Raw genomic sequence first — 22,312 nt, 5'->3', positions numbered from 1 at the left:
CGGATGGCGGGTGACCGCCATCCGGTCCCTTTCCACGGAGGTCCCGGATGAGCTGGATCGGCACGAGAGTCCGCAGACGCAGAAACGGCAGGAGAGCGGCACTGGCCGCCGGTTCCTATCTCGCCGTCGTGGTGGTCACGGCGGGAGTCGCGGAGTACGTCTCCGTGACGTCCGGCGCTCCCATCGGGGCGAGCGTGGTGCTGATGGTCATCACCTTGCCCACCTCGCTGCTGGCCATCCTTCCGCGGCTTTTCGGCATCGGGGAGAACGTTCTGGAAGGCGATGGCCTTCTCATCGCGCTGGTGGGGTGCGGCGTCTTCCAGGCCTGGCTGTTGTGGCTGCTGCTCCGCGGCCCACGCATTCGATAACGCCTCAGATTTCGATAGATAAGGCGAAATATGCCATGAAAAGGTCTCTGGCCATCGTCCTGGCGTTAACCGTCACGTCGCTCATGGGTGCCCAGGCGGCAACGGCGACCCCGACCCCGCAACCAACTGGCATAGCCACGACAGCCGTAGAGTCCCCCACCATCGATCCCGTACTACGCAAGAAGACGACCGATAACCGCAAGGTCCGCGTCAACGTGCTCACCAAGTCCCGGGACCAGCTTCCCGCCGCGGCCGCCACCGGCACGGCCCTGGAGACCTTCTCTCGCCTTCCCGTGGTCACCATGCGGGTCGACGCGGCCGGCCTGGACCGCCTGGCCGCGCAGGACGGCGTGGTGAGCGTCACCGAGGACGTCCCCGTCCCGCCGGTTCTCGCCCAGAGCATCCCCCTGATCGGCGCCGACAAGACCACGGCCGCGGGCCTGACCGGCGCCGGCAGCGCGGTAGCCGTCCTGGACACTGGGGTGGCACGCAGTCACCCCTTCCTCGCCGGCCGAGTGGTCGCCGAGGCCTGCTTCTCTCCCTCCGACGTCGAATACGGTGCTTCCAGCCTCTGCCCCAGCGGTGCGGACGAGCAGGAGGGCACCGGAGCGGCCGACTCCGATCAGGGGCCGTGCGCGGCCGCCGACCTCGACTGCGACCACGGGACCCACGTGGCCGGCATCGCCGTCGGCAACGGCGCGAACGTCAGCGGCGCCCCGCCGGCCGGCGTGGCCCCCGGCGCCAACCTGGTCGCGATCCAGGTGTTCAGCAAGTTCGACTCCGAGGACTTCTGCGGTGCGGGCGCCGCGCCGTGCGTGCTGAGCTTCACCAGTGCTCAGCTCCTCGCCCTGGAGAAGGTCCTGGAGCTCAAGGAGTCCGGCACCCCGGTGGTGGCCGCCAACCTGAGCCTGGGCGGTGGCCGGTGGACCGCGGCCTGCGAGACGGACGTGCGCAAGGAAATCATCGACGTCCTGCTGGCGGCGGGCGTAGCCACGGTGATCGCAGCCGGGAACAACGGGTATGGCGACGCGGTCACCGCGCCCGCCTGCGTCTCCTCGGCCGTCACGGTGGGCAGCACCACCGATGACGACGCCGTCTCCACCTTCAGCAACCGAGGCCCCCTGCTGGACGTGCTGGCTCCCGGTACCGGGATTCTCTCCTCGATTCCCGGCGCCAAGTGGGGAACGATGAGCGGCACCTCGATGGCCGCTCCGCACGTGACCGGTGCGCTGGCCGTACTCCGCCAGAAGTTCCCCGGCACCGGCATCGGCGAGCTGATCTCCCGGATGACGAGCACGGGCAAGTCGATCGCTTACACGGGCGCCAGCACTCCTCGGCTCCAGTTGGACGCGGCCGCCCTCGCCCAGCCGACCCCCACCCCGACCCCGACCCCGACGCCGACCCCGACCCCGACGCCGACCCCGACGCCCACGCCGACCGAGCCGGAGAATGGCCAATGGCCGGTGTACTTCGCCAACTGGAACGACTACACGATTCCAGAGCCCGGCCATGTGGAATCGCCGATCGAGGTGAGCGGCCTGCTCGGCAACGCGCCCGCGTACGTGCACGTCTACGTCTACATTCAGCACACCTGGGTGGGCGATCTGAAGATCGACCTGATCAGCCCGGACGGCACGGTCCACGCGTTGCAGGGGCCCTCCCCTAGCGACGCCGACGTCATCGACGAGACCTACCGGGTGGACGCCAGTACTGTGGAGACGCCGAACGGGACCTGGAAGCTACGCGTCGAGGACGCCTATACCGGTGACACCGGAATCATCGACGGCTGGACGCTGGACTTTCCCTTCTACGAGAACTGGGACGACTACGACATCCCCGACCGCGGCGTCATCGAGTCTCCCATCTCGGTCATCGGGTGGCTCCCGGGGAACGCCCATAACAAGGTGACGGTCTACGCGGACATCCATCACAGCTGGGTGGGCGATCTGAAGATCGACCTGATCAGCCCGAACGGCACGGTGTACCCGCTGCGCGCGACGAACTCCAAGGACAGCGGCGACGTCATCCACGAGCTCTATCCGGTGGACGCGAGTTCGTCACCGGCGAACGGGACGTGGAAGCTACGGGTCGAGGACGTCACCGCAGGCGACACGGGCTATATGGACGGGTGGTGGCTCAAGTTCTGATTCCACGGTAGCGCGCGACTGCCGGGCGGCGCTGTCGCGTTCGCGGAGTACGCCCTGCCGATCAAGCCAGCCTGATTCTCCCCTTCACCACCTTGATCTTCTTACGGGCGAGCGGCTTTGTGGCGGGGCCGTTCACCACCGCCCCGGTCGAGGCGCTGAATTTGCTGCCGTGGCACGGGCAGTTGATCGTGCCACGGCTCACGCTCGCCACCGCGCAGCCTTGGTGGGTGCACTTGGCGCTGAAGCACCGGTAGACGCCCTTCTTCGGCTGGGTGATCACGTACTTTCCCTTGATGATCCGGCCGCCGCCGAGCGGGATGCTCTTGGTTGTGGCGAGCACGGGACCTGCCGCCGCCTCGGCCCTGCCGGGCCACAGGAAAACGACTCCGGCGCCCGCGGCGCCACCTCGGACGATCAATGCACGGCGTGTGAGCATGGTTGCCTCCTTCAACCATTCTCACGTCCAGCGAGCACTCGTGGTTCACATGTGACACAAGGGAAATCTGGCGATGAATCCGCCGCCCGCGTACACAAGAGAGCCCTGGTGCAGAGCCGCGATGTCCCGCGCGATCGGCAGCCCGAGCCCGGCGCCGCCGGCGTCCCTGGCCCGTGCCTCGTCCAGCCTGGTGAAGCGGTCGAACACGGCCTCGCGCTGCTCGAACGGGATCCCGGGCCCGTCGTCGAGCACCTCGAGCACGGCCTCGTCCGCCTCGGCGTGCACGCGTACGCACACCGTCGAGGCGGCGTGACGTACCGCGTTGTCGGTCAGGTTCGTCACCAGGCGGTCGAGATGCGCCCGGGAGCCCTTCATCACCACGTCGGGCTCGATGTCCAGCTCCACCCGCACCTCGGGCCGCCGCCGTACCCGCAGCGACTCCTCGGCCGCCACTTGCCCGAGGTCCAGCTCCGCGCTGCGCAGCGGCTCGCCCGCGTCCAGCTTGGCCAGCATGAGCAGGTCGGCGGCCAGGGACTGCAGCCGCTCGATGTCGGCCAGCGCCTCCTTGGTCAGCTCGCTGGGCTCGGCCAGCTCCAGCCGGGCGCGCAAGGTGGCGATGGGGCTGCGCAGCTCGTGCGCCGCGTCGGCGACGAACCGCTTGTGCGTCTCCACGGCCGTCTCCAGGCGGTCGAGCGTGCCGTTCACGGTGATGGCCAGCGCCGCGATCTCGTCTTTGGAACTCGGTACGGGGACACGCTGGTGCAAGTCACGCGCGGTGATGTCGGCGACCTTGGCCCTGATCGCGGCCACGGGAGCCAGCGTGCGGCCCACGGAGAACCAGGTCATGGCGGCCACCACGAGCAGCACCGCGGGCATGCCGGGCAACAGCGCGCCGTACAGCGTGCGCAGGGCGTCCGAGGCGCCGGCCAGCGAGGCCCTCGACCACAACATGGCGGGGCCGGTCTGGGTCGTCACCTTCATCCCGGCGACGGCGTACTCGCCGGGCTCGGCCCATTGGTTGATGGCTTCGGCCTTGCCGGCGGTCAGCACGACATCGGGGTCGGCGACCGCGGCCGCCGTGCCGTCCTGCAGCCGCACCACCCCTGCCTTGCTCTTCTCCGCGGGAACGGTGACCGGGGTGCCGGGCGCTATCTCGATCGTCTCGACGAGCGGTGCCGCAGCCTCAGCCTTCCTGGCCGCCTCGGCTCCCGCGCTGCTCTCCAGGCTGCCGCGCAACAAGATCACCAGTAGCAGCGCCACGACCCCCAGGGTGAGCGCCACGACCAGCGTCGCCGCCGCGGTCGCCCGCAGCCGCACGGACGAGAGCCCCACGGCCATCCGCCGCCACCCGATCACACCGCCTCCAACCGGTAACCAGCCCCGCGGACCGTCATGAGCGTCGTCCGGCCGAACGGCACGTCGATCTTCCTGCGCAGGGCGCTGATGTAGACCTCGACGATGTTCGGGTCGCCGTCGTAGGAGAAGTCCCAGGCCTGGGCCAGCAGCTCGCTCTTGGAGACCACCTCGCCGGGCCGCCGCGCGAGCGCGTGCAGCACCGCGAACTCCTTCGGCGTCAGCCCGATCTCCACGTCGGCCCTGCGGCACCGCAACCCGGCCGGGTCGATCACGAGGTCTCCCACGGTGATCGACACCGGCCGCTCGCGCCCGCCCCGCCGCACCAGCGCGCGCAGCCGGGCCAGCAACACCACGTACGAGAACGGCTTGGCCAGGTAGTCATCGGCCCCGTTGTCGAGCGCCTCGGCCTCGTCGTAGACGCCGTCCTTGGCCGTGAGCATCATGATCGGCGTCCAGTCGCCCGCCTCGCGCAGCCGGGAGCAGACGGCGTATCCGTTCATCCTGGGCACCATCACGTCCAGGACGATCACGTCGTACGCGTTCTCGGTGGCCATCCACAGCCCGTCGCGCCCGTCGTGGGCCACGTCCACGGCGAAGCCCTCGCCCGCCAGCCCACCCTTGATCAGGTCGGCCAGTCGCTCCTCGTCCTCCACCAGTAAGACTCGCACGCCGTCCAGGATCTCTCAGGTGACCTAAAGCCAACCTGAAGATCATTTATGGCCTCTTCAGGATCGTTTCAGGTACGGCGGGTCAGTCTCGGGGGTGTTCGACCGATCCCAGTGAGGAGAACTCATGTTCAAGCGACGTCTCGCGGTGCTCGGCGCGGTCTGCGCGCTCGCGCTGACCGGTCTGGCCGGGTCCGCCCTGGCCGACGAGCCGCCTTCCGCGGCGGGGGCCAAGGTGACGTGCACGACCAGTGACGGCAAGACCATCGAGCTGCCCGGGGTCGAGCCGGGCAAGCCGATGGGCGTCCTGGTCACGTCCGAAGGGGAGGTGAAGCAGGTCGATCCGGGCGAGATGGTGAAGGTGCATGCCGTTCCCGCGGAGAAGCTGCCCGAAGGAGCCGAGCCGCCCGTCATGGTGCAGAAGGTCGAGGCCGGTGCGGTGCCCACCGAACTCGCCTATGGCGATGCGGTGCCCGCCGTTCCCGCCAAGCCTGCCGAGGCCCTGCCCGTGCCCCCGGAGGCCGGGAAGGCTCCCGAGGGCGGCCCTGGCAAGGCGGTCACCATCGTCTGCGAGAAGCCCGAGTAGTCACCCGGCGAACGACGGGTGCGGCCCCAGCGCCCAGTACTCGAACAGGCCGTGGCCGACGAGCCCGTCGTACTCGAAGCGCCCGACGGCGTCCACCAGGCCCCACATCTTGGCGGCGTCGTCGGGCAGCCGGTACGTCACGCCCTGCACCACGGGCCCGGGACCCTGGTACATGCCGTGCCGCCAGTCCGGCTCCAGCCCGTAGCCGGTGCCCACCATGAGGTGCACCGGAAGGAGCGGGGTGCAGTGCACGTCGAACGGCTTGCCCCCCGGTGGGGAGAAGGTGATCACGGCCTCGACGACGTCCCGGGTACCGGGGGCGTAGACGGGGCGGTAGTCAGGCCGGCCGAGATACTCCTCCTCCCGCCCGTCCGGCCACACGCGCACGGCCTCCTCCAGGAGCCGGCGGCCCCGCTCGTCCTCCTGCACGATGCAGAGGATGGCGTGGTCGTCGAACTGCATGGGCGCGTAGAGCCAGTAGAAGGTGCCGGGGTTCTTGGCCTGGATGCCGGGCGGCTCGGGCTCGCCGACCGGCCTGATGCCCCAGGACCGGTCCCTGGTGCCCTGCCAGCGGTCGGGGGTGACCGGGATGTCCTCCCCGCCGATCCTGATATGTCCGGACCAGCGGCCGGTTTGCGCCAGGCGCACCGAGTCGAACATGACACGCTCCTGCCACCGCAGGAAGTGCCGGGGTTCGAGGGTCGCCGGGATCGTGCCTTCCCAGAGCAGGTCGAAGGACAGGCCATGCTCGTTCGGCTCCAGGACCACCCTGAGCCGCTTGAGCCCTTCGACGACCTCGACGCGGAAGGGGCCGATCCCGGTGTCCATCCGGTCGGTGCCGAGCTCGCGCGAGGCCCGGACGACGCGGTGCAGGTCCCGGTGCCGTACGCAGGCGAAGGCGTCGGTGACGCCCAGGTTGGGGTACTGGCCGAGGCCGACGATCAGCATGAACTCGCCGGTGCCCGCGTGGCAGTTGAAGTAGTAGCGGTCGTAGAAATTGCGGTCGGACGTGGCCACGTGCCGCATGACCTGGGCCGCCTGATGGACGGGGTAGTCGTCGAGGGGTGACAGCGCCATGCCCGGTTTGTAGCAAGCGCTTGGTAACACGTCAACGGCAGAAAGAGAAGCGCGCCCTCGCACAAGGTCGAGGGCGCGCTTTCCCGGCGAGATCAGGGCATCTTGCGGGATGCCTCGTCCGCCTTGTTCGACACGTTGGCCGCGATCCGGTCCGCGGACTCGGCGGTCCGTTCCGCCTTCTCGTTGACCCATCGTGAGGCATCGGAGGCGGATTCCTTCATGTGCTCGGTCCACTGCTGGGCATTGCGGCGGTAGGCCATGTAGCCCATCGCCCCTAGCGCAATCCCGGTCATGAGAACGAGCATCGGCCACCGCCGCGACCGCGTGGGCGTCGGGTCGATCTTCCTTGCCGCCGTGGTCAGCATGTGGCTGACCCTGGGGGCGAATTCGTCTTCGAACCCGTGCGCCGCGGACTCCAGCCGCGGCGCCGCCCAGTAGCGGGCGTCTTCGAAGCGATGGGCGGCGGCCGTCCTGGCCTGGTCCGCCATCGGTGCCATGCGGTGGCCGGTTCGCACGGCCTGGGCCCGCATTCGGCCCATCCACGTGGCCGGTACATCTATGACCACGCGGCGTCTTCTCAGTGTGAGGGACACGACAACCTCCCCTGTCGTTGGAGCCCCGAGCCTGACCTTCCCTGGGCAAGGCGGCTCAATCATGGCCGTCCATGGGAGGATGGCTCAGAAGGCCGTACGGCCATAGTCCACAAAACACCACAAAACCAACCCGGTGCATAGAGGGGGGCAGCTGTCTCGTGGCTGAGAAGCTGATCGCAAACCTGCAGACCAATCGCGGCAATATCAAGGTAGAACTCTTTCCCACCAAGGCCCCGAAAACGGTGCGCAACTTCGTGGAGCTGGCCGAAGGCACCCGCGAATGGACGCACCCGGGCACCGGTGAGAAGAGCACCGCCCGCTACTACGACGGCACCATCTTCCACCGGGTCATCCCCGGCTTCATGATCCAGGGCGGTGACCCGCTGGGCCAGGGCGTCGGGGGGCCCGGCTACGAGTTCGACGACGAGATCCACCCGGACCTGTGGTTCAACCGGCCATACCTGCTGGCCATGGCCAACGCGGGCATCCGCTTCGGCAAGGGCACCAACGGCTCGCAGTTCTTCATCACCGTGGTGCCGACGCCGCACCTCAACGGCAAGCACACCATCTTCGGCGAGGTGATCGAGGGGCAGGAGGTGGTCGACGCCATCGCCAAGACCCGCACCGACAGTCGGGACCGCCCGGTGGAGGACGTGGTCGTGGAGTCGGTCACCATCGAGCGCGTCCAGTCCTGACGGGACACTGAAGGGGACGGGCCCTCCGCTGGAGGGCCACGCGCCCACCACGGCGCCGCCGCGCTCCTCGGGCGCCGTCCACGTGAAACACGCTCACGGCGGCGCCCACGCGCCTACAGCGGCCGGCTCACCGCGATCGCGCCGCAGACGTCCCACACCAGCGGCTCTGCCGTGTTGAGGGTGGCGTGTCGAGGAGCGGGGTTGCCGCGGGAACGAGCAGAACAGCAGCGCGAAGTCGCGGCACACGCCGACGAGGCGGTCGTCGAGCTTGCGGGGCTGCGTCAAGGGAGCATCGTCGCGCTCGATGGGCCGGATCGGGCGGCACGCGGCAGGCCTGTGCACGCCTTAGGCTTTTGGTCATGACCAGCCAGCCGCCCAGCCCGCCCCCACAGCCCGAGCAGCCGGCTGAGGCCGTGCCCACGTGCTACCGGCACCCCGACAAGGAAACCTGGGTCCGCTGCCAGCGCTGCGAGCGTCCCATCTGCCCCGACTGCATGCGCGACGCGGCGGTGGGCTTCCAGTGCCCGGAATGTGTGGCCGAGGGCAACCGCGGGATCCGCCAGGCCAAGTCCACCTTCGGCGGCAGCGTCGTGCGCACGCCGTTCGTGACGTACGCCATCCTGGTCATCAACATCCTGGTCTTCGGCGCCCAATACCTCACGGGCGACGAGGTCACGGCGGAGCTGGCCATGTGGCCCGCCGGCGTGGCCGCGCTCGACCAGTATTACCGGCTGATCACCGCCGCGTTCGTGCACGGCGGCGTCTTCCACATCCTGTTCAACTGCTGGGCGCTCTACGTCGTGGGCCCATACCTGGAGCGCGCCTTCGGCCACGTGCGTTACGTGGCGCTCTATGTGATCAGCGCACTCGGTGGCTCCGTGCTCGGCCTCTGGATCGACCCGCTCAACCAGCCCACGGTCGGCGCGTCCGGGGCCATCTTCGGCCTGTTCGGCGCCGTGTTCGTGGTCGGGCGCAAGCTCAACATGGACGTGCGCGGCATCGCCGTGCTCATCGTGATCAACCTCGCGATCACGTTCATCGTGCCCGGCATCAGCTGGACCGGCCACATCGGCGGCCTGATCACCGGCTCGCTGCTGGCAGGAGCGATTGCCTACGCCCCCAAGAACAACAGGACCCTGTGGCAGGTCCTGGCGATCGCGGGAGCGCTGGCATTGCTGGCCGTGCTTGTGATGGTGCGGGCGTCGGCCATCCTGGCCGCCGCCTGATCCCCCACAGGGTGTGGAAAAAGCTGTGGAAAGAACTACCTCCAGCGTGTGGAAAGAACCACACCGAAGATGATGAAAACAAACCCGATCAGCAGGTTCCAGTTCTGGAGGTCGCCGATGAAGGGTGTCTGCGGCGCGACGTAATACACCGCTATCCAGAGGATGCCGATGATCCACGCGACGACCATCGTGGGCGCCAGCCAGCGGGGGCTGACCTTGACCTGCTGAGACCTCTGCGGCGGGGTGTAGACCGCCTTCTTGCGAGCCTTGGACTTGGGCACTGGGTAACTCCTGCTGAGGGCCTGGGGCATCCGGATCGTCCGCAGGCTCTCCGATTAGCCTAATTGAAGTGGGGTCCAGAATAGTCGCCAAGCGCATGTCGTGGCGATCCCTGGCCGCCGCGGATGCTCGAAGAGCCTGATCGAAGACGGACTGGCAGGCTGGTTCTGCTGCTCCAGTGTGCTGGTCGCAGTGGCGGTCGCCGTAGTCTGGAGTGTCATCCTTCCGCAACTGGAGTCCTTGGTGACGCTCGACGAGGTGACCATAAGGAAATGAGCCGCGTGCTGGTCGTGGACAACCACGACAGCTTCGTCCACACGATCGTCCAGTATCTGCGTGCGCTGGGCGCGGACTGTGACGTGCGGCCGCGCGACCACGTACGCGTGGGCGACGCCGACGGCTTCGACGGCGTGCTCATCAGCCCTGGACCCGGCACGCCCGAGGCGGCCGGCGTCAGCGTCCCCTTGGTCCGCCACGCGGCCGCGCGCGAGCAGCCGCTGCTCGGCGTCTGCCTGGGCCACCAGGCCATCGCCATCGCCTTCGGCGGCACGGTGTCCCGCGCGCCCGAGCTCTTCCACGGCCAGACCAGCGACATCCTCCACGACGGCAAGGGCGTGTTCGAGACGCTGCCCTCGCCGGTGCGGATGACCCGCTATCACTCGCTCGCCGTGCTGCCCGAGACCGTGCCTGAGGTGCTCGACGTGACCGCGCGGACCGCGGACGGCGTCATCATGGGCCTGCGCCACCGCCGGGCGCCCCTTGAGGGCATCCAGTTCCACCCCGAGTCGATCTTGTCGGAACACGGCCACACCTTGCTCGAGAATTGGCTGCGCGGAACCGTGTAACAAACGCCGCGCGTACGGCGACTAACTAGTGAGCGTCCCCGCCGTTGCCCCCGAGCGGCGGGGGCGTTTTTTTCGTCTCACGAGCAAACGGAGGGCCGCCCGTCCACGAGGGGACGGGCGGCCCTTTCCGCCTGGACGAGGAGACCTCAGCCGCCGAGGGGGTCGTCGTCGATCGGGTTGTCAGACGGCGGGTCCTCAGGGAAGTCCGTCTGGTCGTCGGTGGGCTGTTCGGTGGGGAACGGGTCGGTGGGCTGCTCCGTCGGCTGCTGGTCGGGACCCGTGGACACCACGATCGTCACCGTCGTGTTCGCCGGCAGCTTGGTGCCCTCGCCCGGGTTTTGCTGGACGACCGTGCCCTCGGGCTGGTCACTCGGCTGCGGGACGACCTTGGCCTTGAAGCCGGCCGCCTTCAGCTGCGCGGTGGCGTCCTCCACGGTGAGCCCGACGAGGCTGGGGACCTCGCCCAGCTCCTTGGGGACCCACAGAGTGACCGTGCCACCCTCTTCGATCGACTCGCCCGACTTGGGCTTGGTGGCGACGACCGTGCCCTGCGGCTTGGAGGAGACCCTGGTCTGGACCGTGGCCTGCAGGCCGGCCTTCTCCAGGGCCGCGGTGGCCTCCGCCTGCGACATGCCGATGAGGCCGTCAGGCACCTTGACCTTCTTCGGGCCCGTGGACACATAGAGCTTGACGGTCGAGTCCTTCGGTGCCTTGGTGCCCTCGGGGGGATCCGTCTTGATGACGGTGTCCTTGTCGATCTCGGAGCTGGGCTCCTTCACCACCTCGACCTTGAACCCCAGGCTGGTGAGCTGGCTCTCGGCGTATTTCTGATCCTGCGAGACGAGGGACGGGATCGCGACCGTCGTCTGCGCCGGCGTGTTGCCGGTGCCGAAGATCAGGTAGCCGGCCGTGACGAAGCCGCCGATGATCAGCAGGGGGATGATGATCCACAACGCGGTCTTGACGCCGTTGCCGCCACCGCCGGAGGCCCTGCGCCGCCCGCCACGGCCGCCGCCGCCCTCACCATCGCCGTAGTCGTACGGCGGGACGGCGCTGGTGCGCTGCGTGGCCGGGCCGGTGGCGGCCTGCGTGGCCGTCATCATGCGCGTGCCCTGGCCGTAGTTGCTCGTCATCGCCATCGTCTGGGCGTCGGTCGGCATGCCGGACATCGCCCGCTGGATGTCGGTCCGCATGTCGGCCGCGCTCTGGTAACGCTGGGCCGGGTCCTTGGCCATGGCCTTGAGCACGATCGCGTCGGCCCACGGCGGGATGTCGCGGTCGATCTGCGACGGCGGGATCGGCTCCTCGCGGACGTGCTGGTAGGCGATCGCAACCGGTGAGTCGCCGGTGAACGGCGGCTGCCCGGTCAGCAGCTCATAAAGCAGGCAGCCCGTGGAGTAAATGTCGCTGCGCGCGTCCACCCGTTCGCCCCGCGCCTGCTCGGGCGACAGGTATTGCGCGGTGCCGATCACCTGCGCCGTCTGCGTCATCGTGGCCGCGGAGTCGGCCATCGCGCGCGCGATGCCGAAGTCCATCACCTTGACGTCGCCCGCCCGCGTGATCATCACGTTGGCCGGCTTGATGTCGCGGTGCACGATGCCGCCGCGGTGGCTGTAGTCCAGTGCCCGCAGGATGCCGTCGACCAGCTCGACCGCCCGTTCGGGCATCAGTCGCCGGTCCTGGCGCAGCAGGTCGCGCAGCGTCCTGCCGTCGACGTATTCCATCACGATGTAGGGCACCGGGGCGCCGTCGGTGACGTCCTCGCCGGTGTCGTAGACCGCGACGACGGCCGGGTGGTTCAGTGAGGCCGCCGACTGCGCCTCACGGCGGAACCTGGCCTGGAAGGTGTGGTCACGCGCCAGATCGGAGCGGAGGGTCTTGATCGCGACTATGCGGTCCAGCCGGATGTCTCGGGCGCGATAGACCTCGGCCATGCCGCCGCGCCCGACGACACCGTCGAGCTCGTAACGACCTCCGAGTAGCCGAGGCTGAGTCATTTCCTGCACTGTCCCTTACCGTTCATCTTGGGTGCCGGCCTGCTCGGGGGGCCGCCGGTGTCCATCATCGACCCCCTGGCGCGTCACGTCTCCTCCTTGGGCGGGTTCGTCTCACCCGGGTCTGGCGAAGCGGTCGGTGTCGAAGTCGTCGGTGTCCTGGTGGGCGTTGGAGTGGGGGTGGGCGTCGGGGTCCGGGTCGTCGGTGTCGGTTTCGGTGTCGGCTTCTTCGTAGGAGTTGCCGACTTGCTTACCGTAGCCGACCGTGAGGGTATAGGCCTCGGCGACTTGACCGGAACCACCGCAGGGCGTCGGGTACGTGTTTTGGTCTTGCTCGGGCGTGGCAGCTCAGGCGTCGACACCGTCGACTCTGTGGGATCCGCCACGTCGGGCGGCGTCTCCACGGGCGACCGGCCGGCGAGGGAGAAGGCGCTGAGCCCCACGGCGGCCACGCACCCGGCGGTGGCCACGGCGGCCAGCGTCCTCGCGCCCTTGCGCCGCTTGCCCTGCCCGCCCGGCCGCTGCTCCTCCATGGCCGTCGCCGGGGTGAGATCGTCGGTGTCCCGCTCGTCCTCGGGCGACGGCTCGCGCACCTCGAAGCCGGACGGGTCGGTGAACATGCTCAGGTCGGCGCCCTGTTCGCCGCCGACCAGCGACTCGCGCAGCACGTAGGCCCGGTCGGCAACCTCCAGCGCCGTGGCCGGGCGCTGCGCCGGGTCCTTGGCCAGCAGCGCCAGGACCAGCTCGCGCACCGGCGCGGGCACGTCCACGCCGAGCGGCGGCGGCGGCTCGTTGAGGTGCATCAGCGCGATCGCCACCTGGGTGTCCCCGCGGAACGGCGTGCGGCCCGACAGGCTCTCGTACGCCACGATGCCCAGCGAGTAGAGGTCGGTCGCGGGCGTGAGCGGCAAGCCCTGTGCCTGCTCAGGGCTGACGTATTGGGCGGTGCCCAGCACGGTGCCGGTCTGCGTCACCGGCGCCGCCTCCAGGGCCCGCGCGATGCCGAAGTCCGTCACCTTGATGACGCCCTCGGGAGTGACCAGGAGGTTGCCGGGCTTGATGTCGCGGTGGATGATCCCGGCAGAATGCGCCGCGTGCAGTGCCTTGGCGGTCTGGTGCACCACGTCCAGTGCCACTTCGGCCCCGAGGGCGCCGTTGCGGGCCAGGATGGCCGACAGCGGCTCCCCGTGGACCAGCTCCATCACCAGGTAGGCGAGATCGCTCTGCTCGCCGTAGTCGAAGACCTGCGCGATCCCGGGGTCGGCCAGGGCCGCCGTGAGCCTGGCCTCGTTGCGGAAGCGCTCACGGAAGGTGGGGTCGGCATAGATGTGGCTGTGCAGGATCTTGACCGCCACCTCGCGCCCGAGGAGCTCGTCACGGGCGCGCCACACCTCGCCCATACCGCCCGTGGCGATGCGGGAGACCAGGAGGTAGCGGTTACGGAGCCGCATGGTCCAGCAGGTTACCGTCACTCACTTGTTCAGCACCGCCTCCAGCACGGCTTTTGCGATCGGCGCGGCCGTGTGGCCGCCTGTCGCCTCCGCGCCGACGTTCGCGGCGCCGGACTCGACGATCACCGCCAGCGCCACCTTCGGGTCCTCCGCGGGCGCGAAGGAGATGAACCAGGCGTGCGGCGGCTGGCCGTCGGCCGTCTCCGCGGTGCCCGTCTTACCCGCTACTTGGACGCCCGGCACCTGCGCCAGGTTGGCCGTGCCGTTGTTGACGACGCTCACCATCATCTGGCGCAGCTTGCCCGCCGTCTCGGTGCTGACCGCCTCCGACAGTTCCTCGGGCTTGGCCTCGTCGACCGTGTCCCCCTTGGCGTCGGTGATCTTGTTGACGAGGTACGGCTTCATCACCGCGCCCTCGTTGGCGATGCCGGCGGCGATCATGGCCATCTGCAGCGGCGTCATCCGGTTGCTGCGCTGCCCGATCGAGGCCATCGCCACGGCCGCCTGATCCTCCTTGGGGCCGAAATCGCTGTCGGCCACCGACATCGGCACGGCGATCTGCTCACCCATGCCGAACCTCTCCGTCTGCTCGTTCATTTTGTCGTAGCCCAGCTCCATGCCCATCTTGCCGAAGGGCGTGTTGCAAGACTTCTCCAGCGCGAACATCAGCGTGACCGAGCCGGAGCCGCAGGCCGCGCCGCCGTAGTTGGGCAGACTGATGGTGGTGTTGGGCAGCGGCAGCCGCTGTGGGGCGTCCACGGTGGTGTCCGGGCCGCGCGAGGAGTCGTCCTCCAGATACGCCGCCATCGTCACCACCTTGAACGTCGACCCCGGCGGGTACGTCTGGCCGATGGTGCGGTTGAGCAGCGGCTGGCTCTTCTCCTTGGCCAGCTCGTCGTAGCGCGTGAAGACCTTGCCCTTGTCGGTGCCAGACAGCTCGGTGGGGTCGTAGGTCGGCAGCGAGACCATCGCCAGGATCGCGCCGGTCTTCGGGTCGAGCGCGATCACGGCGCCGCGCTTGCCGCTGCTGCGCAGCGCGTCGTAGGCCGCCTTCTGCGCCTTGGGGTTGATCGTGACCTCGACGTTGGCGCCCTTGGTCGGCTCGCCGGTGAACAGGTCGATGCTCCGCCGCAGCAGCAGGTCCGCGCTGGAGCCGTCGAGCAGGTCGTTCTCGGACCTCTCGATCGCGCTCTCGCTCTCGGGGGAGAAGAAGCCGGTGACGTGCGCGTAGAGCTTCGCGTCCGGGTATTCCCTGGCGAACTTGAACCGCTTGCTGTCGGTCTCGACGGACTGGGCGATCACCTTGCCGCCCGCGACGATGCGTCCCCGCTCGACGGCGTAACGCGCGTAGTAATTGCGGGTGTTGCGGGAGTCGCCGCTCAGCTCTTCCGCGCGGACCGCCTGCAGGATGTTCACATTGATCATCAGGAGCGCGAACATGACCAGGCAGGCCACGGCCGCGCGCTTCAGGGTCTTGTTCATCGCTGGAACACCTGCGTCAGTCCTTCGTTCTGGATCGCCTGAGGCGGGGGCTTTCGCGCCGAATCCGACATTCTTACCAAAAGCGCGATAAGGATCCAGTTAGCCAGCAACGCCGAGCCGCCCTGGGACATGAACGGGGTGACCAGGCCGGTCAGGGGGATGAGGTTCGTCACGCCGCCGACGATGATGAACACCTGCCAGGCCAGGATGAACGACAGGCCGCCCGCCAGCAGCTTCGAGAACGGCTCGCGGGCCGCCAGCGAGGTGCGCAGACCCCGCTCGACCAGCAGCGCGTAGAGCATGATCAGCGCCATCAGGCCGGTCAGGCCCAGCTCTTCGCCGATCGCGGCGAAGATGAAGTCGGAGAACGACAGCGGGATCAGGTCGGGATTGCCCTGCCCGAGCCCGGTGCCCAGGATGCCGCCGGCGCCGAGCCCGAAGAGGCTCTGCATGATCTGATAGCTGCCGCCGATCTCCCGGTTGTAGAACTCGTCGGAGCTCGGGTTGAGCCAGATCTGGAAGCGGTCGCCGACGTGGTCGAAGGCCATGCCCGCCAGAAAGGCGCCGCCCGCGAAGAGCAGCACGCCGATCAGCACCCACGACGTGCGCTGGGTGGCGATGTAGAGCATCGCGATGAACGTGCCGAACAGCAGCAGCGACGTGCCCAGGTCCTTCTCGAAGACCAGGACGAGCAGGCTGAGCGCCCAGGTGACGAGGACGGGGCCGAGGTCCCTGGCCCGCGGGAGGTCGATGAAGAGCAGCCGCCGCCCGGCCAGCGCCAGCACGTCGCGTTTGGCCACGAGGTAACCGGCGAAGAAGACCACCAGCGCCAGCTTGGCGAACTCGCCGGGCTGGATGGAGAAACCGCCGATGCGGATCCAGATCTTGGCGCCCTGCACCTCGCTGAGTGAGGCGGGCAAGATCGCAGGGATGGCGAGGAGGACCAGGCCGACGGCGCCGGCGGTGTAGGTGAGGCGCTGGAGCATCCGATGATCGCGGATCACGAGCAGTGTGGCCGTGAACATGACGACGCCGACGGCCGTCCACATGATCTGGTTGGCGGCGGACGCACCGGGCATGTTCGCGGACTCGAGCCGGTAGATCATCACCAGGCCGAGACCGTTGATCACGGTCACCAGCGGCAGGATCAGCGGATCCGCCCACGGGGCGAACTTGGCCAGCACGATGTAGGCGACCGCCATCAGGCCGCCCAGACCCAGGCCGTACGTCAGCATGCCCGCCGGGATCTGGCCGTCGATCGCCAGGCCGACGTTGGCGTAGGCGCCCATGACGATGCCCACCGCGAGCGCCAGCATGACCAGCTGGGCCACGCGGCGCTTGGCCGGCATCGGGACGGGGGCTTCGGCGACTTCGCTCATTTACTGCTGTTTCGTCTTGGTCGCGGTGGCGGATGGCGTGGGCGACGCACTCGTGGTCGCCGTCGTCTCGCTCGGCTGATCTCCGGAGAACTTCAACGCGTTGATTTTCGCCACGCCTTCGTCGACGGACAGGACGGGGATGCCGCTCCTGACCAGCGCTTGGTCAGCCTCGGACAGCTGGGAGAGCTGCCGTCCCGTGGGCTTGGAGACGCTGAAGAGCTGGAATCCGACCACCTCCTTCTGGATCCCCTTGAACACGACCACCTCGCCGTCCCTAGCACCGACGAAGAACTGGTCCTGGGTCCACTGGTATCCAAAATAGCCACCGGCGCCGACGGCGGCGATGGCTATGCAGAGCACGGTGACCAGCACGGGCCACACACGACGACGCTTGCCCGACCGCCGGGACGCCTGCGCGACCGGCTCGTCGAAGTCGTCGTCGGCGATCGCCGGCTGGGGTGCGGTCACCGCACTAGGTCGCCCCGGCGAGGTGTCCTGCGGATTCCCGCGCAGCCGGTTCATGCCCGCGGCGCCCACAACGGCCACCTCGGCAGGCACCTGCTGCCCATCGGTGATCTCCAGGACGTCGGCCAGGACGCACGTGATGTTGTCCGGCCCGCCTCCCCTGTTCGCCAGGTCGATGAGCTGGCGGACGACCTCTTCCGGATCGTCGATGTTGGTGAGCGTCGCGTGCAGCGTCTCCGCGCTCACCACACCGGACAGCCCGTCCGAGCACAGCAGGTAACGGTCACCTACCTGCGCCTCCCGGAGAGTGAGATCGGGATCGACCTCGCCGCTGCCGTCGAGAGCGCGCAGCAGGATCGAGCGCTGCGGATGCGTGGCGGCCTCTTCCGGCGTGATGCGCCCGTCGTCGACGAGCTGCTGCACCAGCGTGTGGTCATGGGTGATCTGGTAGAGCTCCCCGCGCCTGAGCAGGTAGGCGCGCGAGTCGCCGACGTGCACGAGGGCGACCTGGGTGCCGTGCCACAACATGGCCGTGAGAGTCGTGCCCATGCCTTTGAGGCTGGGATCCCGCCCCACCATTTCGTGCAGCTTGCGGTTGGCGTCGCGTACCGCTGCCTCGATGGCGTTGAGCAGGTCACCCCCCTGTTGGGCCTCTTCGAGAGAGGCCATGGCGGCGATGGCGACTGAGCTGGCCACCTCGCCGTGTGCGTGCCCGCCCATGCCGTCGGCGACGGCAAGCAGGCGGCCGCTAGCGTACGCCGAGTCCTCGTTTCCTTCGCGGAGGAGGCCGACGTCCGAGCGGGCGGCGTAGCGGAGTGCGATGGTCATTTGCGCAATTCAATGACTGTTTTGCCGACGCGGATCGGAACACCGAGCGGCACCGGGGTCGGGCGGGTGACTTTCGAGCGGTCGAGATAGGTCCCGTTGGTCGACCCGAGGTCTTCCACGATCCACTGACCGTCCTGAGGAAAGAGCCGGGCATGCCGGCTGGAAGCGTAGTCGTCAGTGACTACCAGCGTGGCGTCGTTCGCCCGGCCAATGGTGATGGGCGTCTCCGTGAGAGTGATGGTGGTGCCTTGCAGCGGGCCACCGGTGACGATGAGCTGGCGTGGCTCGCCCTTCTTGCTTTTGGGCTTCGCCACCGCCTTGGCGGGTTTGGCGGACTTGCGTGGACCCGCGGGAGCCGTGCGTGAACCGAACAAGTCAGTCCGGATCACGCCGACTGCGGCAATGACAAAGAACCACAGCACCGCCAGGAAGGCGAGCCGGATCAGCAGCAGCGTGAGCTCGGACATGGACCGTTTGTCTACCTCTAATCGCGCCGGAACACCAGAGTCGTGCGCCCCAGGGTCACTCGCGTGCCGTTCTGGAGCTCGATCCTGCGTACCGGCTGGCCGTTGACGAAAGTGCCGTTCGTCGATCCCAAGTCGACGAGAACCACATTCTGGCCCTCGACGCGCAACTCCGCGTGATGCCGCGAAACGCCGGGATCGACTAGACGAAGATCGCAGTCGGTGCCCCTGCCGAGCAAGGTCACCGGAGTGGTGAGCTCGTAGGAGCGGTCTCCCTGCGGATCGTCCTGGGTGGAGACGAGCAGCCTGGGCCGCCCGTTGAACGCGTGCGGCCGGGATGGAGGCAGGTCGCTCGCCGGCTGGCGAATCTCGTCCTGCTCCACCGTCGCGCCGCGGATGACGCCGGACCTGATGCGGAACAAACCCACAGCCAGGTCGGCGGCGGTCTCGAAGCGAACCCGGACCGGTCCCACGAAAGAGTAGCCCTGCTCCTTGGCGTACTCCCTGGCGAGGTTGGCCAGCTCGTGACTGATGCTGTCGGCGTAGACCTCTAGCCGCTCGCTGTCGGTCGTGGACAGCTCAACCACGAAATCGTTGGGCACGAGCGTGCGACCTTGAGCGACGATCGCCGCACGCTCATCCATCTCCCGCTGAACCGCGCTGGCGACCTCGACCGGCTGAAGGTCAGATTTGAACGCCCGCGCAAAGGCCCCCTCAACCAAGCCTTCGAGCCTTCGCTCGAAGCGCTGAAGGACTCCCACCGGGTACCTCCCTTCCTCCGTGCATATGATCGCGTTCCCCAGACGCGTACAGCGCCCGGTTTCCGCTAGTCCCACGTCGCGGCGTTCCCCGGCGCCCGTCGGCTGTCGCGCCCAGCTCCTCCGCTCCCGTGTCTTATGCGATCGTATCCGGGTTCAGTACCAGTGGCTGTTCCGTGCTACTGTTTCTCCGCACCCAAAAAAGGGCGGGTGGCGGAACGGCAGACGCGCACGGTTCAGGTCCGTGTGTCCGAAAGGACGTGAGGGTTCAAATCCCTCCTCGCCCACTCGGTGACTGGGGACTCTTGGTCGGAAGCATTTGCTTCCTCCCTCGGGTCCCCTCGTCGTGTTTACCGGGGGATAACCCCCGGACCCCCAGCGTCTTCTGGGGGGCATGGCCCCCCAGACCCCCCGTCCCTGGGGGCTGTTGCCCCCAGACCCCCGTCTGCTCGGGCTGTTGCCCCAGACCTTCGTCCTCTTTGCCCCCAGAACCCCTTTGTTTGCTGTGGTTGTTCGTCGTTGGGTGCGGTCCCACCCTGACGAAGTCGTCGGCGGATCGCAAGGGTTGTGGGGGCTCTTTTTCTGGGGGTGGGGCGCCCTTGGAGCGTGCTTCAGGGTGGTTGCAAGGTGCTTTCGGGGCGCTTGCTGATGTGTTTTACGTCACAGCCTGGTGTCCAGCAGCTCGCCCAGTAGGTCGGTGAGGCTCACCATTCCGATGACTGATCCTGATTGGTTCGTTACCAGGGCCAGGTGGGATCTTGCCTCTTGTAGGGCTGTTACCGCTTCTGGGACCTGGGTTACGCATGGCAGGTGGGGGAGGGTGTGTGTTAGGTCGCCTGCTTTGTCTCTTGGGTTTAGGAGGGCGTCTCTTGCGTGGAGGGCGCCTTCTACTGAGGTGGGGGTGCCTACCAGGAGTCTCAGGTGGCCGCTTTCTGTTGCGGCTGATCTGATCTGGGCTGCTGTTGCTGTTGGCGGGACCATGACCGCCTGGGTTATGGGGACCATGAGGCGTTCTATGCCTTCTGCCTGGAGGCGGAGGGCTCTGGTCAGGAGGTCGTGTTCGTCTCTGTCCAGGAGGCCCATGCGGCCTGACTCGCCTACCAGCATGGCCAGTTGTCGCGGTGTGCGCGTTGTGGCGAGTTCGTTTCTTGGTTGTACGCCGAAGAGGCGGAGGATGGCGTTGGTCAGGGCGTTCAGGGTCGTGAGCAGGGGGCGCATCACGTGGGTGAAGGCGCGGAACGGCAGGGTCAGGAGGAGTGCCGCGCGTTCCGGGTGTGTTAGGGCCCAGGATTTGGGGGCCATTTCGCCGATCACCATGTGGAGGAACGTCACCAGCGCCAGGGCGAGGGTGAGGGATATGGGGAGGCGGAGGGACTCCGGGATTCCCACGGCGGCGAAGACCGGCTCCAGCGCGTGTTCCAGCGCCGGTTCCGAGACCTGGCCCAGGCCCAGGGTGCACAGGGTGATGCCCAGCTGGGCGCCGGCCAGCATGAGAGACAGTTGCCTTCCGCCGGATACGGCGGATTTGGCGGCGAATCTCACCACGCGGTTGCCGCCTGTGGCCATCTCCTCGAGGCGGTGGCGTCTGGCGGAGACGAAGGCGAATTCGGCCGCGACGAACAGCGCGTTGAAGGCCAGGAGGGCGAGGCTGATGAGGAGCATCGTCATCGGGTCGCCTCCGCGGGCGCGTGCTTTGCGGGGACCAGGCGGACCCATTCGGGGACGCGGCGGTTCAGGGACATGACCGTCACGTGCGCCACGTGGTTGTTGTCGGTCTCTGCGAACGGGTCGTCGGTGGGGTGGGTGATGGGGACCGTCAGCTCGTCACCGGGGTCTGGCAGGCGGCCCAGCTGGGCCAGGATCAGGCCGGCGAGGGTGTCGTAGTCGTCGCTCTCCGGGAGTGAGATGCCAGTGGCGCGTTCTACCTCGTCCAGCCTCAGCCAGCCGGGCACTTCCCACATGCCTGGCTCGCGCTCCACGGCGCCCAGCGGCTCGGGGTCGTTCTCGTCCAGCAGCTCGCCGACCAGTTCCTCGGCCAGGTCCTCGATGGTGATCACACCGGCCAGGCCGCCGTACTCGTCGATGACCAGGGCGATGTCGTCCCTGGCCGTGCGCAGTTTGTCCAGTACGGCCGGCAGGGGGAGGGAATCTGGGACCAGCAGAGCGGGGCGGGTGATGGTTTTGATGTCGCCTTCGTTCATGTGTGATGCGAGGAGCTCGCGGACGCCTGTCACTCCGAGCACGTCGCCGTCGGCGCCGAGCACCGGGTAGCGGGAGTGGCCGCGCCGGCGCATGACCTCGAGCAGGTCGGAGATCGGCTGCGTGTCGCGGAGCACGACGACTCGAGGGCGGGGGACCATGATCTCTTCCGCTGTGCGGTCGCCGAACTCCAGGGCTCGTTCGAGGAGCTCTGACAGTGTCGGAGGGAGCTCTCCGGCTTTGGTCGACTCCTCGATGATGCGGGACAGCTCCTCCGGGGTCGCGCCGTGCTCCACCTCCTCCACGGGCTCGACGCCGACGCGCCTGAGCAGGCCCGTGGCGGCCGAGTCGAACAGGCGCACCAACGGGCCGACCACGGCCAGGTAGGCCAGCGTGGCGCTCGCCAGGGACTTGGCCACCGGCTCCGGGCGGGCGATGCCCAGGTTCTTCGGCGCCAGCTCGCCCAGGACCATCTGCACCACCGTGGCCACGAACACGCCGGCGGCCACGGAGATACCGGAGATCATGGTGGTGGACAGTCCGGTGTTCTCGAGCCAGGGGCGGACGATCACGGAGATCGCCGGTTCGGCCAGGAAGCCGACCAGCAGGGCCGTTACCGTGATGCCCAGCTGGGCGCCGGAGAGCATGAAGGACAGCCGCGAGGTCACCTGGAGTGCCTTCTCGGCGGACTTGTCGCCCGCGGCGGCCTGCTCACGGAGAATGCCGCGGTCCGCGGCGACGTACGCGAACTCCTGAGCGACGAAGAAACCCGTTGCCGCGGTCAGGAGGAACAGGGCCAAGAGCCCGAAATAGGCGCTCACCGCAGTGAACTTTCAGAAGAACCCGTGCCAGAGCACGGGCAAAGACTCCACGGGTCCGGAGCGGACACGATCATCCCTTCGATAGAGGTCGTCACCAACATAACGACACAAGTGGCGACTATGTTTCCACGGTCACTGTGCGTGACGCCTTCTGGCGGATCCGCTGGTTCTCGGTAGTTTTCCCTAGACAAAGGTTGG

The 22,312-nt window shown here is 68.1% G+C and carries 21 protein-coding genes and 1 tRNA gene; 7 read left to right on the top strand and 15 right to left on the bottom strand.

Annotation, left to right across the window (positions count from 1 at the left end; genetic code table 11):
* Positions 1-47: 47 nt before the first annotated feature.
* Complete coding sequence (locus ACTWQA_RS37445; protein WP_443163680.1) at positions 48-368, top strand: SCO4225 family membrane protein; 321 nt, start codon at positions 48-50, stop codon at positions 366-368.
* Between the two features lie 35 nt (positions 369-403).
* Entirely contained in the window at positions 404-2,515 is a 2,112-nt protein-coding gene (locus ACTWQA_RS37440) for a S8 family serine peptidase (protein ID WP_443163679.1), read from the top strand.
* A 61-nt stretch (positions 2,516-2,576) separates the two neighbouring features.
* On the opposite strand, the gene ACTWQA_RS37435 is transcribed toward ACTWQA_RS37440, so the two are convergent.
* Genes ACTWQA_RS37435 through ACTWQA_RS37425 form a run of 3 tightly spaced genes read right to left on the bottom strand, consistent with a single transcriptional unit; the run spans position 2,577 to position 4,975 of the window.
* Positions 2,577-2,951 carry a ubiquinol-cytochrome c reductase iron-sulfur subunit gene (locus ACTWQA_RS37435; RefSeq protein WP_443163678.1) on the bottom strand — a complete coding sequence of 125 codons (375 nt, stop codon included), beginning with the start codon at positions 2,949-2,951 and terminating at the stop codon, positions 2,577-2,579.
* Positions 2,952-2,996: 45 nt separating this feature from the next.
* Positions 2,997-4,307, bottom strand: coding sequence for a sensor histidine kinase (locus ACTWQA_RS37430; protein WP_443163677.1), 1,311 nt, complete (start codon positions 4,305-4,307; stop codon positions 2,997-2,999).
* A complete protein-coding gene (locus ACTWQA_RS37425) occupies positions 4,304-4,975 on the bottom strand; it encodes a response regulator transcription factor (protein ID WP_443163676.1) in 672 nt (223 codons plus the stop codon). Before ACTWQA_RS37425 ends, ACTWQA_RS37430 begins: the two co-directional genes overlap by 4 nt.
* Positions 4,976-5,099: 124 nt before the next feature.
* Between ACTWQA_RS37425 and ACTWQA_RS37420 the strand changes: the two genes are divergently transcribed.
* Positions 5,100-5,558, top strand: a complete 459-nt coding sequence (locus ACTWQA_RS37420; protein ID WP_443163675.1) for a hypothetical protein — start codon at positions 5,100-5,102, stop codon at positions 5,556-5,558.
* Here ACTWQA_RS37420 and ACTWQA_RS37415 read toward each other — a convergent pair whose 3' ends face one another.
* Positions 5,559-6,635, bottom strand: a complete 1,077-nt coding sequence (locus tag ACTWQA_RS37415; RefSeq protein ID WP_443163674.1) for a hypothetical protein — start codon at positions 6,633-6,635, stop codon at positions 5,559-5,561.
* 92 nt (positions 6,636-6,727) lie between these two features.
* A complete protein-coding gene (locus ACTWQA_RS37410) occupies positions 6,728-7,132 on the bottom strand; it encodes a hypothetical protein (RefSeq protein WP_443163673.1) in 405 nt (134 codons plus the stop codon).
* Between the two features lie 254 nt (positions 7,133-7,386).
* Between ACTWQA_RS37410 and ACTWQA_RS37405 the strand changes: the two genes are divergently transcribed.
* A complete protein-coding gene (locus ACTWQA_RS37405; RefSeq protein WP_443163672.1) occupies positions 7,387-7,923 on the top strand; it encodes a peptidylprolyl isomerase in 537 nt (178 codons plus the stop codon).
* A 359-nt stretch (positions 7,924-8,282) separates the two neighbouring features.
* Positions 8,283-9,149 carry a rhomboid family intramembrane serine protease gene (locus ACTWQA_RS37400; protein WP_443163671.1) on the top strand — a complete coding sequence of 289 codons (867 nt, stop codon included), beginning with the start codon at positions 8,283-8,285 and terminating at the stop codon, positions 9,147-9,149.
* Between the two features lie 35 nt (positions 9,150-9,184).
* On the opposite strand, the gene ACTWQA_RS37395 is transcribed toward ACTWQA_RS37400, so the two are convergent.
* On the bottom strand, positions 9,185-9,430 hold the full coding sequence (locus ACTWQA_RS37395; RefSeq protein ID WP_127938089.1) for a cell division protein CrgA: 246 nt from the start codon (positions 9,428-9,430) through the stop codon (positions 9,185-9,187).
* 270 nt (positions 9,431-9,700) lie between these two features.
* Between ACTWQA_RS37395 and ACTWQA_RS37390 the strand changes: the two genes are divergently transcribed.
* Positions 9,701-10,273, top strand: coding sequence for an anthranilate synthase component II (locus tag ACTWQA_RS37390; protein WP_443163670.1), 573 nt, complete (start codon positions 9,701-9,703; stop codon positions 10,271-10,273).
* Between the two features lie 146 nt (positions 10,274-10,419).
* Here ACTWQA_RS37390 and pknB read toward each other — a convergent pair whose 3' ends face one another.
* From pknB to ACTWQA_RS37355, 7 genes are all read right to left on the bottom strand, one after another.
* Complete coding sequence (pknB, locus tag ACTWQA_RS37385) at positions 10,420-12,270, bottom strand: Stk1 family PASTA domain-containing Ser/Thr kinase (RefSeq protein ID WP_443163669.1); 1,851 nt, start codon at positions 12,268-12,270, stop codon at positions 10,420-10,422.
* A gap of 83 nt (positions 12,271-12,353) precedes the next feature.
* On the bottom strand, positions 12,354-13,718 hold the full coding sequence (locus ACTWQA_RS37380) for a protein kinase domain-containing protein (RefSeq protein ID WP_305917722.1): 1,365 nt from the start codon (positions 13,716-13,718) through the stop codon (positions 12,354-12,356).
* A 21-nt stretch (positions 13,719-13,739) separates the two neighbouring features.
* A complete protein-coding gene (locus ACTWQA_RS37375) occupies positions 13,740-15,200 on the bottom strand; it encodes a peptidoglycan D,D-transpeptidase FtsI family protein (RefSeq protein ID WP_443163668.1) in 1,461 nt (486 codons plus the stop codon).
* Positions 15,197-16,579, bottom strand: a complete 1,383-nt coding sequence (locus tag ACTWQA_RS37370; RefSeq protein ID WP_443163667.1) for an FtsW/RodA/SpoVE family cell cycle protein — start codon at positions 16,577-16,579, stop codon at positions 15,197-15,199. Before ACTWQA_RS37370 ends, ACTWQA_RS37375 begins: the two co-directional genes overlap by 4 nt.
* Positions 16,580-17,872, bottom strand: coding sequence for a Stp1/IreP family PP2C-type Ser/Thr phosphatase (locus tag ACTWQA_RS37365; RefSeq protein ID WP_305917725.1), 1,293 nt, complete (start codon positions 17,870-17,872; stop codon positions 16,580-16,582).
* Complete coding sequence (locus tag ACTWQA_RS37360; RefSeq protein ID WP_305917726.1) at positions 17,869-18,339, bottom strand: FHA domain-containing protein FhaB/FipA; 471 nt, start codon at positions 18,337-18,339, stop codon at positions 17,869-17,871. The genes ACTWQA_RS37365 and ACTWQA_RS37360 overlap by 4 nt, the downstream gene beginning before the upstream one ends.
* Before the next feature lie 17 nt (positions 18,340-18,356).
* The gene (locus ACTWQA_RS37355) at positions 18,357-19,097 is read right to left on the bottom strand and encodes an FhaA domain-containing protein (protein WP_127938101.1); all 741 of its coding nucleotides are present in this window, start codon (positions 19,095-19,097) and stop codon (positions 18,357-18,359) included.
* 201 nt (positions 19,098-19,298) lie between these two features.
* On the opposite strand from ACTWQA_RS37355, the gene ACTWQA_RS37350 reads away from it, so the two are divergent.
* A tRNA-Leu gene (locus tag ACTWQA_RS37350) sits at positions 19,299-19,381 on the top strand.
* Between the two features lie 373 nt (positions 19,382-19,754).
* Here the strand turns inward: ACTWQA_RS37350 and ACTWQA_RS37345 are convergent.
* Positions 19,755-20,762 carry a hemolysin family protein gene (locus ACTWQA_RS37345; RefSeq protein ID WP_443163666.1) on the bottom strand — a complete coding sequence of 336 codons (1,008 nt, stop codon included), beginning with the start codon at positions 20,760-20,762 and terminating at the stop codon, positions 19,755-19,757.
* On the bottom strand, positions 20,759-22,114 hold the full coding sequence (locus tag ACTWQA_RS37340; protein ID WP_443163665.1) for a hemolysin family protein: 1,356 nt from the start codon (positions 22,112-22,114) through the stop codon (positions 20,759-20,761). The genes ACTWQA_RS37345 and ACTWQA_RS37340 overlap by 4 nt, the downstream gene beginning before the upstream one ends.
* Positions 22,115-22,312: the final 198 nt, after the last annotated feature.

It is taken from the genome of Nonomuraea sp. 10N515B (genome assembly GCF_052245915.1).
Lineage (GTDB): Bacteria > Actinomycetota > Actinomycetes > Streptosporangiales > Streptosporangiaceae > Nonomuraea.
Note: the sequence above shows the minus strand (reverse complement) of the source record. Positions and strands in the feature narration are given on the sequence as shown.

Bases quoted from the DNA above. Each gene is read 5' to 3' on its own strand.
- ACTWQA_RS37400 (WP_443163671.1), top strand. From the start codon at position 8,283: ATGACCAGCCAGCCGCCCAGCCCGCCCCCACAGCCCGAGCAGCCGGCT.
- ACTWQA_RS37445 (WP_443163680.1), top strand. From the start codon at position 48: ATGAGCTGGATCGGCACGAGAGTCCGCAGACGCAGAAACGGCAGGAGA.
- ACTWQA_RS37380 (WP_305917722.1), bottom strand. From the start codon at position 13,718: ATGCGGCTCCGTAACCGCTACCTCCTGGTCTCCCGCATCGCCACGGGC.
- ACTWQA_RS37375 (WP_443163668.1), bottom strand. From the start codon at position 15,200: ATGAACAAGACCCTGAAGCGCGCGGCCGTGGCCTGCCTGGTCATGTTC.
- ACTWQA_RS37415 (WP_443163674.1), bottom strand. From the start codon at position 6,635: ATGGCGCTGTCACCCCTCGACGACTACCCCGTCCATCAGGCGGCCCAG.
- ACTWQA_RS37440 (WP_443163679.1), top strand. From the start codon at position 404: ATGAAAAGGTCTCTGGCCATCGTCCTGGCGTTAACCGTCACGTCGCTC.
- ACTWQA_RS37420 (WP_443163675.1), top strand. From the start codon at position 5,100: ATGTTCAAGCGACGTCTCGCGGTGCTCGGCGCGGTCTGCGCGCTCGCG.
- pknB (WP_443163669.1), bottom strand. From the start codon at position 12,270: ATGACTCAGCCTCGGCTACTCGGAGGTCGTTACGAGCTCGACGGTGTC.
- ACTWQA_RS37365 (WP_305917725.1), bottom strand. From the start codon at position 17,872: ATGACCATCGCACTCCGCTACGCCGCCCGCTCGGACGTCGGCCTCCTC.
- ACTWQA_RS37435 (WP_443163678.1), bottom strand. From the start codon at position 2,951: ATGCTCACACGCCGTGCATTGATCGTCCGAGGTGGCGCCGCGGGCGCC.
- ACTWQA_RS37360 (WP_305917726.1), bottom strand. From the start codon at position 18,339: ATGTCCGAGCTCACGCTGCTGCTGATCCGGCTCGCCTTCCTGGCGGTG.
- ACTWQA_RS37410 (WP_443163673.1), bottom strand. From the start codon at position 7,132: ATGGCACCGATGGCGGACCAGGCCAGGACGGCCGCCGCCCATCGCTTC.
- ACTWQA_RS37345 (WP_443163666.1), bottom strand. From the start codon at position 20,762: ATGACGATGCTCCTCATCAGCCTCGCCCTCCTGGCCTTCAACGCGCTG.
- ACTWQA_RS37390 (WP_443163670.1), top strand. From the start codon at position 9,701: ATGAGCCGCGTGCTGGTCGTGGACAACCACGACAGCTTCGTCCACACG.
- ACTWQA_RS37370 (WP_443163667.1), bottom strand. From the start codon at position 16,579: ATGAGCGAAGTCGCCGAAGCCCCCGTCCCGATGCCGGCCAAGCGCCGC.